At 69.9% G+C, this 15,261-nt stretch carries 12 protein-coding genes; 8 read left to right on the top strand and 4 right to left on the bottom strand.

Annotated elements, in window-relative coordinates; genetic code table 11:
- The first annotated feature begins 189 nt into the window (after positions 1–189).
- Entirely contained in the window at positions 190–2,640 is a 2,451-nt protein-coding gene (locus tag ACFMQL_RS23485) for a SpoIIE family protein phosphatase (RefSeq protein WP_364057313.1), read from the top strand.
- Here ACFMQL_RS23485 and ACFMQL_RS23480 read toward each other — a convergent pair.
- From ACFMQL_RS23480 to ACFMQL_RS23470, 3 genes are all read right to left on the bottom strand, one after another.
- Complete coding sequence (locus ACFMQL_RS23480; protein ID WP_364057316.1) at positions 2,637–3,575, bottom strand: aldose epimerase family protein; 939 nt, start codon at positions 3,573–3,575, stop codon at positions 2,637–2,639. The two genes, ACFMQL_RS23485 and ACFMQL_RS23480, sit on opposite strands and share 4 nt — an antisense overlap.
- Positions 3,572–4,534, bottom strand: coding sequence for a LacI family DNA-binding transcriptional regulator (locus tag ACFMQL_RS23475; protein ID WP_364057319.1), 963 nt, complete (start codon positions 4,532–4,534; stop codon positions 3,572–3,574). The genes ACFMQL_RS23480 and ACFMQL_RS23475 overlap by 4 nt, the downstream gene beginning before the upstream one ends.
- 112 nt (positions 4,535–4,646) lie before the next feature.
- Positions 4,647–5,441, bottom strand: a complete 795-nt coding sequence (locus ACFMQL_RS23470) for an NAD-dependent epimerase/dehydratase family protein (protein WP_378787026.1) — start codon at positions 5,439–5,441, stop codon at positions 4,647–4,649.
- 135 nt (positions 5,442–5,576) lie between these two features.
- Between ACFMQL_RS23470 and ACFMQL_RS23465 the strand changes: the two genes are divergently transcribed.
- The 5 genes from ACFMQL_RS23465 (at position 5,577) to ACFMQL_RS23445 (ending at position 9,874) form a co-directional block, all read left to right on the top strand.
- The gene (locus tag ACFMQL_RS23465) at positions 5,577–6,887 is read left to right on the top strand and encodes a sugar ABC transporter substrate-binding protein (RefSeq protein ID WP_364057325.1); all 1,311 of its coding nucleotides are present in this window, start codon (positions 5,577–5,579) and stop codon (positions 6,885–6,887) included.
- A complete protein-coding gene (locus tag ACFMQL_RS23460) occupies positions 6,884–7,816 on the top strand; it encodes a sugar ABC transporter permease (protein WP_364057328.1) in 933 nt (310 codons plus the stop codon). The genes ACFMQL_RS23465 and ACFMQL_RS23460 overlap by 4 nt, the downstream gene beginning before the upstream one ends.
- A complete protein-coding gene (locus ACFMQL_RS23455; protein ID WP_364057331.1) occupies positions 7,813–8,673 on the top strand; it encodes a carbohydrate ABC transporter permease in 861 nt (286 codons plus the stop codon). The genes ACFMQL_RS23460 and ACFMQL_RS23455 overlap by 4 nt, the downstream gene beginning before the upstream one ends.
- A 67-nt stretch (positions 8,674–8,740) precedes the next feature.
- Complete coding sequence (locus ACFMQL_RS23450; RefSeq protein ID WP_364057334.1) at positions 8,741–9,511, top strand: IclR family transcriptional regulator; 771 nt, start codon at positions 8,741–8,743, stop codon at positions 9,509–9,511.
- Between the two features lie 18 nt (positions 9,512–9,529).
- Entirely contained in the window at positions 9,530–9,874 is a 345-nt protein-coding gene (locus ACFMQL_RS23445; protein WP_378787025.1) for a hypothetical protein, read from the top strand.
- Between the two features lie 413 nt (positions 9,875–10,287).
- On the opposite strand, the gene ACFMQL_RS23440 is transcribed toward ACFMQL_RS23445, so the two are convergent.
- Positions 10,288–11,760: an aldehyde dehydrogenase (NADP(+)) gene (locus ACFMQL_RS23440; protein WP_364057340.1), complete on the bottom strand. Its 1,473-nt coding sequence runs from the start codon at positions 11,758–11,760 to the stop codon at positions 10,288–10,290.
- Positions 11,761–12,339: 579 nt separating this feature from the next.
- On the opposite strand from ACFMQL_RS23440, the gene ACFMQL_RS23435 reads away from it, so the two are divergent.
- Positions 12,340–13,218 (top strand): enolase C-terminal domain-like protein, encoded by an 879-nt coding sequence (locus tag ACFMQL_RS23435; RefSeq protein WP_378787024.1) that lies wholly within the window; start codon positions 12,340–12,342, stop codon positions 13,216–13,218.
- 516 nt (positions 13,219–13,734) lie between these two features.
- Positions 13,735–15,114: a hypothetical protein gene (locus tag ACFMQL_RS23430; RefSeq protein WP_378787023.1), complete on the top strand. Its 1,380-nt coding sequence runs from the start codon at positions 13,735–13,737 to the stop codon at positions 15,112–15,114.
- Positions 15,115–15,261 lie beyond the last annotated feature (147 nt).

Genomic DNA, 15,261 nt, shown 5'->3' with positions numbered 1-15,261 from the left:
ACGACGGAGACACCCCGGTACGCGCGTAGGCTCGCCGGTGTCCTGACACGCGGACGCCCGAAAGGTGACCGCCCACCTGCCCGAAGGCGATCATGGCGGCCTTTTCACAACCGGAGGTATCAACGGCATCAGTCTGCCACTCTGAGAGTGACCGAACTGACACATCGAGTGATGTTCTAGGACGGCAGAGTGGACACGACCAGAGTGTCGAGCACGGCCTTCGACGGCACTCCGCAGGCACCGGCGCACGCGCGCAAGTTCGTCCGCCAGGTGCTCGGCGAGTGGCGCCTGAGCCATCTCACCGAGGACGCCATCCTGCTGACCAGCGAGCTCGTCACCAACGCCGTGGTGCACGCGGGCACCGGCGTCGAGCTGACCTGCCGGCTCGACGTGGGGGCGACGCCGGCCAGGCTCGAGATCGAGGTCGACGACCACCATCCCGCCCGCGCGATCCCGCCCGCCGCGGGCCTGCCGTCCGGCGAGGCGGCCTCCGGGCGCGGCCTGGCGCTGGCCGGCATGCTGGCCGACGCGTGGGGCGTCACCTACACCCAGCGCGCCAAGCGGGTCTGGGTGCGCATGGAGATCGGCGACGGCTACGAGCCGCACGAGCCTGCCGCCCAGGCGCCGGGCGCGCCGTCCGCGGTGCCGCTGGAGACGCTGCGCGTGGGCGTGCTGGTGGCCGATCTCGACGGCGTGGTGGAGTCCTGGAACTCCGAGGCGGAGCGGCTGCTCGGCTGGCGGGCCGACGACGTGGTGGGCCGGTCGCTGAAGGATGTAGTGGCCTGGCAGGGCCACGGGCCGTACGCGCTGTCGCTGATCGACACGCTGGCGCTGTGCCGGTGGCGCGGCGAGGCGCGCATGCGCCACCGCGACGGCGGGCTCGTCCCCGTCTACGTCTCCCAGCTGCGCACCCACGGCCACACCGGTGAGCGCAGGTCGATCTGGATGGTGGTGCCCGCCGAGCACCGCACCGTGCTGATGCCGCCCGCGGCGCCGATGCGCGGTGAGGCGGGCCGGCGGATCAAGGAGCTGCTCGACCGGGACATGCCGTTCGCCGAGCTGCTGGAGACGGTCGCGCGGATCGTCCACGTGTCGAGCGGCGGCGACGCGGCGTACGTGCTGCTGCCCGCCGAGGGCGGCGACAGGTTCGGGGTGGCGGCGGGCGCGGGCGGGACGGCGGGCCTGGTCGGGGCGCTGCCCTCAGGGATGTTCGGGCCCGAGCGCAGGACGCCGGTGCTGTCGGACGATCTGCTGGCCGGCGACGTCGAGCTGGCCGACCGGCTCAAGGCCAGGTCGATGGCGTGCGCGCCGCTGCTGGCGGGCGACGAGGTGATCGGCTACCTGGTGGCGACCGCGGCCGGGCCCGGCCGGTTCGACCGGGATCTGACGCTGAGCCTTGAGCACGTCGCGGCCCAGGTGTCCGCCCCGGTGCAGCGGGCCCGGCTGGCCGAGCAGGACAGGGCGCATCGGGGGCGGCTGTCGTTCCTGGCCGAGGCGGGCGAGCTGCTGGCGGGCGTGCAAGACGAGGAGCTGATCGCGGCGCTGACCGCGCAGCTCGTGGTGCCCAAGATCGCCACGTGGGCGGCCGTCTATCTCACCGACCTGACCGGGATGACCAGGCTGGCGCACGTCTGGCACAGCGACGAGCGCAACAACGCCGAGCTGCGCGCGTCGCTGCCCGCCATCCCCCGCACGGCGCTGGATGAGGACTCCTGGCCGATCGGCGAGGAGAACGTGCTGGCGTTCCCGCTGCTCACGCAGGGCAGGTCGTACGGCACGCTGGTGATCGGCCGCAGCGAGCCGACGCTGCCGCTGGAGCTGGCCGACCTGCTGTCGGACCTGTGCCGGCTGGTCTCGCTCAACCTGCACACCGCGATGCTCTACGCCCGCCAGGCCACCACTTCGCGCGTGCTGCAGCGCAGCCTGCTGCCGATGCGGGTGGCACCCGTGCCCGGCCTGGAGTCGGCGGTGGTCTACGAGCCCGCCGAGGAGGGCGCCGACGTCGGCGGCGACTTCTACGACCTGTTCACGGTCGGCGACCACTGGTGCTTCGCGCTGGGCGACGTGTGCGGCAGCGGCCCCGAGGCGGCCGCGGTGACCGGGCTGGCCAGGCACGCCGTACGCCTGCTCGCCAAGGAGCACTACACGGTGGCCGACATCCTCGACCGGCTCAACAACGCGCTGCTCGAGGAGGGCGACGAGGGCAGGTTCCTCAGCCTGCTGTACGGCGAGCTGACGCCGCTGCCGCAGGGCGGCGCGCTGTGCACGATCGCCTCGGCCGGTCACCCGCCGCCGCTGCGGCTGCGGCCGGACGGCGAGGTCAGCGCGATGGCGACCCCGCAGCTTCTGCTCGGCATCGAGGCGGGCGCCCGCTTCCACGTGGAGACGTTCGAGCTGGCGCCCGAGGAGGTGCTGCTGTGCGTCACCGACGGGGTGACCGAGCGGCGCAACGGCGACCGGCTGCTCGACGATGACGACGGCCTGGCCGCGCTGCTGTCGGGCTGCACGGGGCTGAGCGCGCACGGCGTGGCCGAGCGGGTGCGGCACGCCGTCGAGACGTTCGCACCCGAGCCGTCGCAGGACGACGTGGCCCTGCTGGTGATCAGGGCCGCCGCCGCCCTGCCCCGCGACGCGGGCTAGATGAAGCGGTAAGTGGTGGTGGAGGTGCGGCGCTCGCCCGGCCGCAACACCGTGGAGGGGAACTGCGGCTGGTTCGGCGAGTCGGGGAAGTGCTGGGTCTCCAGGCACAGCCCGGCGAACGGCCCGTACGGCGTCTCGACCCCGTCGAGCATGCTTCCCGCGTAGAACTGCACGCCCGGCTCGGTGGTGGTGACCTCCATGGTCAGGCCGCCGGCGGCGACCGTGATGCCGCCGTTGAGCACGAAGCAGTGGTCGTAGGCGCCGTCATAGCGCTCGCCCACGGTGTGCGGCTCGGTGAAGTCGAACGGCGTGCCCTTGACCGGCGCCAGCTCGCCCGTGGGGATCTTGTCGGCGTCCACCGGCAGGTAGTGGTCGGCCTCCATGCGGATGACGTGGTCGAGGATGTCGCCCTCGCCCACGCCCTTGAGGTTGAAGTACGAGTGGTTGGTCAGGTTGACCACGGTCGGCGCGTCGGTCTCGGCGGTGTAGTCGATGCGCAGCGCGTCGTCCTCCAGCGTGTACGTCACCGACGCGGTCAGCGTGCCCGGGTAACCCTGGTCGCCGTCGGGGCTGACGAGCGTCAGCGTCACCGACGCGTCGCCGCGGTCGGCGATCGTCCACACCTTGCTGTCGAAGCCCTCGGTGCCTCCGTGCAGGCTGTTCGGGCCGTTGTTGACGGGCAGCCGGTATTCGGTGCCGTCGAGGGTGAAGCGGCCGCCGGCGATGCGGTTGCCGTAACGGCCGACGACGGCGCCGAAGTAGCGGCTGCGGGTGCGGTAGTCGTCGAGCGTGTCGAGCCCGAGCACGACGTTGCGGCCCGAGACCTCCAGCGTGCGCACGATGGCGCCGTACGTGAGCACCTCGGCGCGCAGCCGCCCCGACGACAGCTCCACCTGCTCGACCTGCCGGCCAGACGGCAGCGTTCCGAAGATCATTTCTGTGCCCTTCCCGTGGACTCGCGGACAATGAGGGCGGTGTCGAGGGTCACCGTCGCGCCCTCGCCCCCCGACTGCAGGAGCAGATCGACCGCCATTCTGCCCGCCTGCACGGCCGGCATCGCGACCGTGGTCAGCTTGGGGCGGTTGAGCCGCCCGGGCAGGATGTCGTCGAATCCGATCACGCTTATCTGGTCCGGCACCCCGATCTCCATCGCGGCCAGGCCCTCGATGAGGCCGAGCGCCACGAGGTCGTTGTAGGCCAGCACGGCGGTGGCGCCGCAGGCCGCCACCTCGGGTGCCACGGACAGCCCGCCCGCCTCGGTCGGCTGGTTGGGGCCGAAGAAGATCAGGTCCAGCCCGGGGGTCTCGGCGGCCACGCCCTGCATCTCGTTGCTGGTCCAGGAGCCGATCGGGCCGGAGACGAGCGCGATCCTGCGGTGGCCGAGCCCGGCCAGGTGCTCAAGCGCGAGCTTGGCGCCCTGGGCGACGTTCATGAGCACGGCGGGCATGCCCTTGATGCGCCGGTTGATCACCACGAACGGCACGTCCTCGGCCAGGCGCTCGATCATCTTGTTCGACAGGCGGGGGCTGCACAGCAGGACGCCGTCCACCTGCTTGGTGAACGTCCTGATCAGCTCCTCCTCCACGCGCGGGTCCTCGTCGGTGTCGGCCACGAACACGTGGTAGTCGCGCCCTCTGGCCTGCGCCTGCGCGGCCTTGATGAGCGGCGGGAAGAACGGGTTGGCGATGTCGGCCACGATGAGGCCCATGTTGAACGTGCGGCCGGTGGTGAGCGCCCTGGCCGCCCGGTTGGGCCGGTAGCCGAGGTCGTCGGCCGCCGCCAGCACGCGGCTCCTGGTGGCGGGGTTGACCAGGTGCGGCGCGGAGAAGGTGCGCGACACGGTGGACACGTGTACGCCGCAGGCACGGGCCACGTCCTTGATCGTCGCCGCCATCGCCGTCCTCCCTTGCAAACGGTTGCCACTGTAAACCCTGGCCTTGCCGAATAACGGCGTCAAGGTTTGTGCAACCGGTTGCTACAACGGGCGGCGCGCTGTCACGCCGGGTTCACCACTTCCCGCCGAGCTCGTTGAGGGTGAAGATACCGCCGGCGCGGTCGTGCACCGGGTCGCTGAGGTCGGGCTCGCCCTGCTCGGCGATGAGCGCGGGGGCGAACTGCTCGGAGGAGTCTCTCGAGACGTACCCGATGGCCTTGGCCTCCTCAAGCGACCACCAGCGGCGCGGGCTGTCGGAGACGCCCCAGACGACGTGGTAGCCCTCGGCGGTCAGGCCGGCCTTGACGAGCCGGGTCAGGTCGTCGGGAGAGATCCAGGTCGCCAGGCCGCGGGTGTCGACGGGGCCCTCGTTGCAGGTGCCGAGGCGGATGACGGTGATGTGCATGCCGAAGCGGTCGTGATAGAGGCTGCCGAGCGCCTCCATGACGACCTTGCTCACGCCGTAGAAGGTGTCGGGGCGCGGGAAGGCGTAGTCGGGCAGGTCCGCGCCGTCCTTCGGGCGGGTGTGGAAGCCCGCGGCGTGGTGGCTGCCCATGAGGACGAGGTGCTGGACGCCCTCCGCGCGTGCCGCTTCCAGCAGCACCTGCGTACCATCGATGTTGGCACGCACGATGTCGGCCCAGGGGTGCTCCCTGCTCTGACCGCCGAGGTGCAGCACCGCGTCCACGCCCTTCATGGCCTCGGCCACGGCGCCGGGATCGGCGAGATCGGCCGTCACCCATTCTTCGCCGGGACCCGGCTCCACCGGATGAATATCGGAAAGCCGCAGCGTACGACCTTCGCGGGCGAGCCGGGGCCGGAGCAGCTTCCCGACCTTTCCCGCGGCTCCCGTCATGAGAATGCGCATGACTCCATGGTGTACACGATTCTGATGCAAATTCACATCCTTGAATGTTGACCGTGAGCCATGCCACGGTTACGTTCACAGACAAACATTCAAGTGCACGACTCGCGTCCACGTATGTGAACAGGAGGCGGTCTGATGTCACGTCGTTTGCTGGGGGTCGCGCTGGCCGCGACCCTCGCCGCAGGACTGACAGGCTGCGGTTCCGGGGATTCGTCAGGTTCGGGCAACACTTTGGAGATCTGGATCAGGCAGCCGCCCGATTCCGACTCCGCCAAGACCGCCAAGAAGCTGGCCGACGCTTTTACCAAGGCCAGCGGGGTGCCGACGAAAGTCGTCGCGCTTTTCGATGACTTCGAGACCAAACTGAATCAGCAGGCCGCGCAGCGCCGCCTTCCCGACATCGTGATCAACGACACCGCGCAACTCGGAAACATGGTGTCACAGGGCTGGATCCAGCCGGTCGACAAAGCCGGCCTCGCGGGCGCCGACCAGCTCGCAGAAACCGCGTGGAAGGCCGCCATGGGCAGCGACGGCAAGTATTACGCCGCGCCGTTCTCCGCCCAGTCGTTCGCCTTGATCGTACGTAAGGACTGGCGTGAGAAGGTCGGCTTGGAACCGCCCACGACCTGGGACGACCTGACGAAACTCGCCGTCGCCTTCACCGAGCGGGACCCCGACGGCAACGGCGAGAAGGACACCTCCGGCTTCGTCGCCCCCGCGGGCACCAAGCGCGGCTACGCCTCCTGGTACGCCTCCTCCCTCATCTACGCCAACGGCGGCGACTTCGTGACCGCCACGGGCAACGGCAAGTACGCCGCCACCGTCAACGACCCCAAGACCGTCGAGGCCGTGCAATACCTGCAGGACCAGTTCTGCAAGACCAAGACCGTCAACCCCGGCGCCGTCAGCAACGACACGACCGTCACCCACGAGGTCTTCGAGAAGGGGCAGGGCGGCATCTACCTGGTCGGCCCGTACGTGCTGGCGCGGTTCGTCAACAGCATCGGCTCCGACAAGATCGAGGTGCTGCCCGTGCCGAAGGGCCCGTCGGGCGGCCCCGGCACGCTCGGCGAGGGCGAGAACGTCTACATGATGGCCGGCTCCGAGAACCCGGAGGGCCAGAAGAAGTTCGCCGAGTTCGCCATCTCCCCCGAAGGCCAGCGCATCGGCATGAACAAGGACGCCAACGGCGCCATCGTCCGCCTGCCGGTGAACACCACCGTGGACATGTCCGCCGAGCGTCAGGATCCGCGCTGGAAGGTGTTCCAGGAGTCGTACGAGCACGCGGTCTACGCCCCGCCGGTGCCCAACTGGGCGCCGATCCGCCAGACCTCGGCGGACGCCATGAACGCCGTGTGGGCTGACTGCTCGGCCGACGTCAAGACGGCCATGGATGAGCTCAACACCAAGCTCACCCAGGAACTGCAGAGCCAGAACGCCTCATGACCTCCACGCTCACCCCGGCGCGCGGCCGGACGGCGTCCCCTGCCGGCCCCACCCGAGCGGTGCGCTGGCGAGGGCCGCTGATCGCCTGGCTGTTCCTGGCGCCCGCGCTGCTGCTCTTCCTGTACTTCAAGTTCATCCCCATGTTCGTGGGGCTGTGGAAGAGCCTGTTCAAGGTGCAGACCTTCCTCGGCGACGAGTGGGTCGGCCTGAAGAACTACGAGACCATCGTCACCGACGACGAGTTCGCCTCGGCCATCTGGCACAGCGTGGTGCTGGCGCTCGGCACCACGATCGGCTCCATCGTGCTCGGCCTGTGCCTGGCGCTGCTCATCGAGGGGCCCGCCCGCTACCTGTGGTTCGTCAGGACCGCGGCCTTCCTGCCGGTCGTCACCACGATGGCGGCCGTGGCCGAGGTCTGGCGCATCATGTTCCACCCCGCCGACAGCGGCATGCTCAACACCATCATCGGCTGGGCCGGCATCGACCCCCAGCCCTGGCTGGCCAGCGAGAACTCCTCGCTGTGGTCGATCATGCTGATGAGCATCTGGCGCGGGACCCCGTACGACATGATGATCTTCCTGGCCGGGCTGGTCGGCGTGGACCGCGCACTGTACGAGGCGGCCGCCGTGGACGGCGCCTCCACCTGGCGGCGGCTGCGCCACATCACGCTGCCGGCGCTGCGGCCGGTGTTCTGGATCCTGTTCACCCTCGCCGCCATCCGCGGGCTGCGGGTCTTCGTCGAGGTGTACGTGCTCACCAACGGCGGCCCGAACGGCTCGTCGGAGGTGCTGATGACGTTGATCTACAAGCTCGGCTTCCAGAAGAACGAGCTGGGCGTCGCCTCGGCGGGCGGGATCGTGCTGTTCGTCGCCACGCTGGTGCTCACCCTGATCGTGCAGATGCTGCGCAGAAGGCAGGCCGCATCATGACGTTCGACAGCGCGCTGGGGCTGGAGGCCCGGCGGGGGCCGCTAGCCCGCCTGGCCAAGGTCATCATCTACGGCGCCATGGTGATCGTGTTCACCGGGCCGCTGGTCGGGCTGCTGATGAGCGCGTTCAGCAAGACCCTCGACCCCACCTCCTTCTCCCTGTGGCCGGACGAGTTCACGCTGGAGAACTTCATCCAGGCCAAGGACAAGAACGTCTACCTCTACCTGCTGAACTCCTTCATCGTCGTCGGCTTCGGGCTGCTGCTGCAGATGCTGGTGAGCGTCTTCGCGGCGTACTCGCTGGCGCGCAAGAAGTTCCGCGGCATGACGTTCGTGATGCTGCTCATGCTGACCACGATGATGCTCCCCGAGGAGATCATCGCGATCCCGCTCTCGCTCGTCCTGGCCGACATGCCGCTGCTGAACGTCAACCTCATCGGCACCTACGCCGGGATGATCCTGCCCGTCGGCGCCTGGGGCTTCTCCATCCTCGTCATGACCGAGTTCATGAAGGAGGTGCCGGTGGAGCTGGAGGAGGCCGCGCGCATCGACGGGGCCGGCGAGCTGCGCATCTTCGCGACGATCATCGTGCCGCTGTGCCGCCCGGCGCTCGGGGTGATCGGCGTGTTCGGGTTCACCATGATCTGGGACCAATACCTGCTCCCGCTCATCGTGGCGCCGGAGTCGGACATGTGGACCCTGCCCATCGCGCTACGCTCACTCCGCTCGGACGAGGAGGTCGGCATCGGCGTGCTGCTCGCGGCGTCGTTGCTGGCGCTGCTGCCGTCGATCATCGCGTTCCTCGCCTTCCAGCGGCAGTTCATGCGCGGTCTCACCAGCGGTGCGGTCAAGGGTTAGGCATCCATGTATCTGGACGTCATCCAATATCCTGGATGTTCGAAGCCACCGAAGGATACGAGATGGGATGAGCATGGAGCAGCCCCCGCTGGTCAAGTCCGCGGAGCGGACCGTACGCATCCTGGAGACGCTCGCCGAGTCGCACGACCACCTGACGCTTTCGGAGCTGCAGCAGCGCACCGGGTTCCCGCGCAGCAGCCTGCACGCTCTCATGCGCACGCTCGTCGAGCTCAACTGGGTGGAGACCGACTCCGCCAGATCCGCCTTCGGAATCGGGCCACACGCGCTGCTGACCGGCACCGCCTACCTCGATAAGGACCCCGCGCTGCCGTTCGCCCAGGACTGCCTGGAGGACCTGCGTGACGAGATCGGGCAGACCGTGCACTTCGCGCGGCGCGACGGCGCCCACGTCCTCTACCTCGCCACCCGCGAGTCCCGCGAGGCCGACCACGTCATCCCCCGCGTCGGGCGCCGGCTGCCCGCCCACGTCACCGCACTCGGCCAGGTGCTGCTGGCCCAGCTCACCGACGACGAGGTCGTCGCCCTGCTCCCCTCGCCGCTGGTCGCGCTCACCGAGCACACCATCACCGACCTGACCAAGCTCACCGACGAGCTCGACCAGGTCCGCACCCGCGGCTGGGCCTACGAGCGCGAGCAGGGCACCCCCGGCGTCGCCTGCGTGGCCGTCGCGGTCGACTACCGCATCCCGGCCACCGACGCCATCAGCTGCTCCATGCCCGCAGGGCTGCCCCGCTCCGAGGTCGAGCAGATCACCGAAGCGATCATCAAACACACCCGCAAGCTGGCTGCCACCCTGCGCAGGGAGGGCATCCGCTAGCCCAGGGAAGGACCGTCGATGCGGTCAGGCGGCGTACTCGTCCTCCCCGTGACCCCGTTCGGCCCCGACGGCGGGCTCGCCGAATCCGTACTCGCCCGCCACGTGGCCGACGGCGTCGCCGCCGGAGCCGGAGGAGTGTTCGCCGCCTGCGGCACCGGCGCCCTCACTCCGGCGAGCACCAGCGGGTCGTCGCCACCGCCACCGCGGGACGCGTCCCCGTCTTCGCCGGAGCCGACGGCCTGCTGCGCACCGCGCGTTCCCTGGCCCGCGCCGCCGCCCCCCGCGGGCGCCGACGGCCTGCTGCTCATGCCGCCCTACCTCGTCACCGGCCTTGTTACCGGCCCGAAGCTCACCACCACCTGACCCCCGACACCCCCTTCACCGCCCGCCTGACCCCGCACACCCTTCACCGCACGCCTGACCCCGCACACCCTTCACCGCCCGCCTGACCCCACACGCCCTTCACCGCACGCCTGACCCCGCACACCCTTCACCGCCCGCCTGACCCCACACGCCCTTCGCCGGCACCTGACCCCGCACGCCCTTCAGCCGGCACCTGACCCCGCACGCCCTTCGTTGGCCCCCGCCCCCGCACACCGGCCGACCGCTGACCGGTAGCCGCTCGCTTCGCGGCGCGCGTTGCCCACCGTCCGGCCGTCCGGCGACGCCTACAAAGCACTCTCCGGCGACGCCTGGAAACGACGAAAGGCCCGCCGAGCCGGGTCGAGGTGCGACCACGCACCCTCATCCCCGTTCGGCGAGCCCTCCTGTCTACGTCAGCTCACCTGGAGCCGGCCGTCCACCCGGCGCGGGATGGACAGCGGGTTGGCGTCCTTGAGCTCGTCGGGCAGCAGCTCCTCCGGCCAGTCCTGGTACGCGGTCGGCGCGACCCACCGCTCGATCGCGGTCGCACCGACGGACGTGGTGGTCGTGGTGGCGGCCGGCCAGGGCCCGCCGTGGTGCATGGCCCAGCAGACGGCGACGCCGGTCGGCCAGCCGTTCCAGATGAGCCGCCCGGCCTTCCTGCCCAGGACCTCGACCACCTCGGCGGCCTCCTGCGGCTCCGTGCTGTGCACGCTCGCCGTCAGCGACCCGTCGAGCCGCTCCAGCACCGGCCGCAGGTCGGCGACGTCGCGGTAGGTGACCACGATGGACGCCGGGCCGAAGCACTCCTCGCCGATGGCGGGCAGCTTGGCCGCGAACGTGTCGAGGTCGGTGGTGAACACCTTGGGCGTGACCGCCCAGCTCCCCTCCCCCGGCTTGCCCTCGGCCAGGAGCTGCAGCTGGCTCAGCCGCTCGACGCCGCCCAGGTAGTTGTCGCGGATGCGCTCGGCCAGCATGGGCCCGCCGGTCGTACCCTCGACGGCCTCGACGATCGCCTTGCGCAGCTCGTCGCCCTCGGGCACGAACAGCAGGCCGGGGTTCGTGCAGAACTGTCCGACTCCGAGCGTCAGGGACGCGGCGAACCCGGTCGCCACTTCCTTGGCCGGCGCCGACGGCAGCACGACCACGGGGTTGACGCTGCCCAGCTCGCCGTAGAACGGGATGGGCGTCTCCCGCTCGTCGATCAGCTTCTGGATGGCCTTGCCTCCGGCCACCGACCCGGTGAACCCGGCCGCTACCACGCTGGGGTGCTTGACCAGGTCGACGCCCGCCTGCATGCCCTGCACCAGACCGAGCAGGTCGGGGTTGGGCAGTGCCTCGCGCACGATCTTCGCGACCCGCTCGGAGGTGTTGGGGTGCCCGGGGTGCGCCTTCACGACCACGGCGCAACCGGCCGCGAGCGCCGAGGCGGTGTCGCCACCGGCCACCGAGAACGCGAACGGGAAGTTGCTCGCCGCGAACACCGCGACCACACCCGGCAACGCCTGCTTCACCCGGCGCACGTCGGGCCGGGGCGGCGTCAGCGAGGGGTCGGCGTGATCGATGATCGCCTCAAGGTAGCCGCCGTCCCTGATGACCTCCGCGAAGAGCCTGAACTGGCCTGCCGCACGCGCGACCTCGCCGCGCAGGCGTCCCTCGCCGAGGGCGGTCTCCTGGTCGGCGAGCCGCCACAGCTCGTCAACGTGAGCGGAGAGCGCGTCGGCGACGGCTTCAAGCGCGACGGCACGCTCGGCGGCCGGAGTCGCCCGCCACGCCGCTCCGGCAGCGGCCGCAGCGGAAACGATCCTGTCGACACCGGCGCTGTCGGTCTCGGGCAGGGCGGCACCCACGGTTTCGCCGGTCCTGGGGTCGTGTCCGTAGATCATCGAAAGGCCCTTCGGAGTCTTGACACTTCTTCAGCCTGATTCTTACAGTTGCGGCAACTTGTCCACAAATCTGGCCATCGTTCACATATATGGACGGCGAGCGAATGATCATTCGGCAGATCCATGTAACTCCCGTCGCCTTCAGGGATCCGCCCCTCCTCAACGCCGCCGGAGTCCACGAGCCGTGGGCTCTCCGTACCATTGTCGAGGTCGTCACCGACGAAGGCCTGAGCGGGTTGGGCGAAACGTACGGTGACCTGCGGCATCTCGCCAAGGTACGCGACTGCGCGAACGCTCTGGTCGGGCTCGACGTCCACGCGCTCAACGAGATGTACGCCAGAGTCGCCGCCACCATCGGCGCACCGCCGGCCGCCCATGGAGGCGGCCCGTCCGACGAGCAGACCGATGCGGCGGCGAGGAGAAAACCGACCGGCGACGCCACGAAGGAGACGACGTCAGCCGAGGGCGCCACGAACGAAAAGGGCCGGCGCGACCACGAAGGAGAAGACGGTCGACCGCGTCTTCTCCCCCTTCGAGGTGGCCTGCCTCGACATCCGCGGCAAGGCGGCCGGCGTTCCGGTGAGCGATCTGCTGGGCGGCCGGGTCAGGGACGCCGTCCCGTACAGCGCGTACCTCTTCTACAAGTGGGCCGGCCACCCGGGCGAGGAGCCGGACCGCTTCGGCGCCGCCCTGGACGAAGCGGGCATCGTACGGCAGGCGAAGCTGCTCATCGACGAGTACGGCTTCCAGTCCATCAAGCTCAAGGGCGGCGTCTACCCGCCCGACCAGGAGATCTCCGCGATCAGGGCGCTGCACGAGGCGTTCCCCGGCGTACCGCTCCGCCTCGACCCGAACGCCGCCTGGACGGTGCAGACCTCGATCCGCGTGGGCCGCGAACTCGACGGCGCGCTCCAGTACCTGGAGGACCCGACGCCGGGCATCGAGGGCATGGGCGAGGTCGCCGCCGCCGTCCCCATGCCGCTCGCCACCAACATGTGCGTGGTCGCCCCCGAACACTTCCCGCCCGCCATGGCCGCCCGCTCCATCGGCGTCCTCCTCCTGGACCACCACTACTGGGGTGGTCTCGTACGCTCCTCGCACGTGGCCGCCATGTGCGACGCCTTCGGCCTGTCCATGTCGATGCACTCCAACTCCCACCTCGGCATCAGCCTGGCCGCCATGACGCACCTGGCCGCCGCCACGCCGAACCTCACGTTCGCCTGCGACACGCACACCCCCTGGCAGGACGGCCAGGACGTGGTCGCGCCCGGCGCCCTGCGCTTCGAGAACGGCGCCGTCCCCGTTCCCACCGCCCCGGGTCTCGGCGTGGAACTCGACAGGGACGCGCTGGCGGTGATGAACGAGCAGTACGAGAAGTGCGGGATCAGGAAGCGGGACGACACGTCGTATATGCGACGCTTCGACCCGTCCTTCACCGCCAAGCGCCCCCGCTGGTAACCCCACCCACCTCAGGCTGGGAAGGTAGGACCCCCTCAGAACACGGACACCACGCACCCACCCCCACAGGGGACTGCTCAGTAAGGAGAGGCCCCCGCCCACAGGGCAGAAACACCACCACCCACCACCGACCGAACCACAGCCGAGCCGAAACTCCCCCACCCACCACCGACCGAGCCAAAACACCACCGGCCACCACCAGCCGAGCCAAAACACCACCGCCCAACACCGACCGAACCAAAACACCACCGGCCACCACCAGCCGAGCCAAAACACCACCGCCCAACACCGACCGAACCGAAGCACCACCGCCCATCACCGGACGGACCGGAAAAACCACCGGCCACCCCTGACCGATCCGAAACACCACCGCCCACCCCAACGAGCCACAAGCCGAATCGCACAGCAACCCCGACCGCCAGAAACCACCATCGGAGTCGAGGGAACCCACCCACGACCACGAAGACCAACACCCAAAAGACCAGCAGCTATGACACTTCCGGCAAGGAGAGCCCTGTGGTGAACGTCGCCTACCTGTACCCCTGGGACGTGGTCGGTGACCCGTCGGCCCCGCGCCGCCTGGCCGACCTGGGCGTCGAGGCGGTCGCGCTGGCGGCCAGCTACCACTCGACGCGGGCGGCCACGCCGTACCACCCGGCACATCGCGTGCTGGACGTGCCGTATCCGGCCTTCTACCTCCCGATCCGCCCGTCGTCCTGGTCCCGGCTGGTGCCCGCCGCCCCCACCTGGACTCCTGCCGACGCCTACCTGCAGGCCAGGGACGCACTCAAGGCCGTGGGCCTCCAGGTGCACGCCTGGACCGTCCTCACCCATAACTCCCACCTCGGCGCCGCCCACCCCGACCTGGTCGTGCGCAACGCCTTCGGCGACGCGTACCCGTACGCGCTGTGCCCGTCGCACGAGGACGTCATCGAGTACTGCGAAAACCTGGTCAGCGAGATCCTGAACCTGGGCGAGCCGGACGGCCTCATCCTGGAGGCCTGCGGCCCGATGGGCTTCGGCCACACGAGCGTGCACGAGAAGACCTCCGGCGCCGACTGGACCCCCACCGACACGGACCTCCTTTCCCTCTGCTTCTGCACGAACTGCGCCCCCCGCTACCCCGAGCCGGCAAGGTCCGTCATCCGCAACGCCATAGACCGCACCACCCCAGCCCCCGCAACGGACAACACCACGCCAGGCCCCGCGGCAGACGGCACCACGCCAGGCCCGGCAACGGACGGCACCATGCCAGGCTCCGCAACGGACAACAGCACCACGGGCTCCGCACCAGACCGCACCACCGCAACATCCGTCACGAGGGGCACCACCGCAACGCCTGTCACGAGCGGCATCACCACCAGCTCCGCGAAGGACCACACCACCGCAAACTCGGCAGGCTCCACGCCCGCCGTGCAGCCCTCAACCGGCCCGATGACCGTCGACCAGGCTTTGGGCGACCTGGCAGACGAGGTACGGGAGATCCGCACAGCTCTCACCACAACCCTCCGCCAACGCCTGATCAGCGTGGCCAAGCGAACCGCCCCGAACGTTCCCATCACCCTGCACGCCAACCCCGACCCGTGGGCCACCGGCGCCTTCGCTCCCCTCCCCGCGGGTGAGCCGGACGTCGACGTCCTGGTGGGCAATTGCTGGGGCGACCCTGCCACGGACGCCGCCCGCCTGACCCGCCTCGGCGAGCTCGCCACCGCGTCCCAGCGAGTGGGCGCCTACGTCCTCGCCCTCCCACCCCGCCCCGCCGACGCGGAAGTGCTGGCCGACCAGCTCAGGACGTACAGCAAGGCCGGAGCCACAGAGTTCCACCTGTACCACGCCGGCCTGGCCAGCCCTCAACGCCTCCAGGCCCTCGCAAAAGCCCTGAACCTCTGCCGCTAACCGGAAGAATTTGCACACCCCTGCCTGAAAAACCTGCCCCCGCCCACTCCTGACCGGAAGACCCGCCTACCCCCGCCTGCCCAATCTTGACCGGAACACCTGCCCGCCCCTGGCCAGAGCACCTGCCCGCCCCTGGCCAGAGCACCT

This window comes from Nonomuraea fastidiosa (assembly GCF_042751225.1).
Classification (GTDB): domain Bacteria; phylum Actinomycetota; class Actinomycetes; order Streptosporangiales; family Streptosporangiaceae; genus Nonomuraea; species Nonomuraea fastidiosa.
This window is presented reverse-complemented; position numbering and strand designations above follow the sequence as displayed.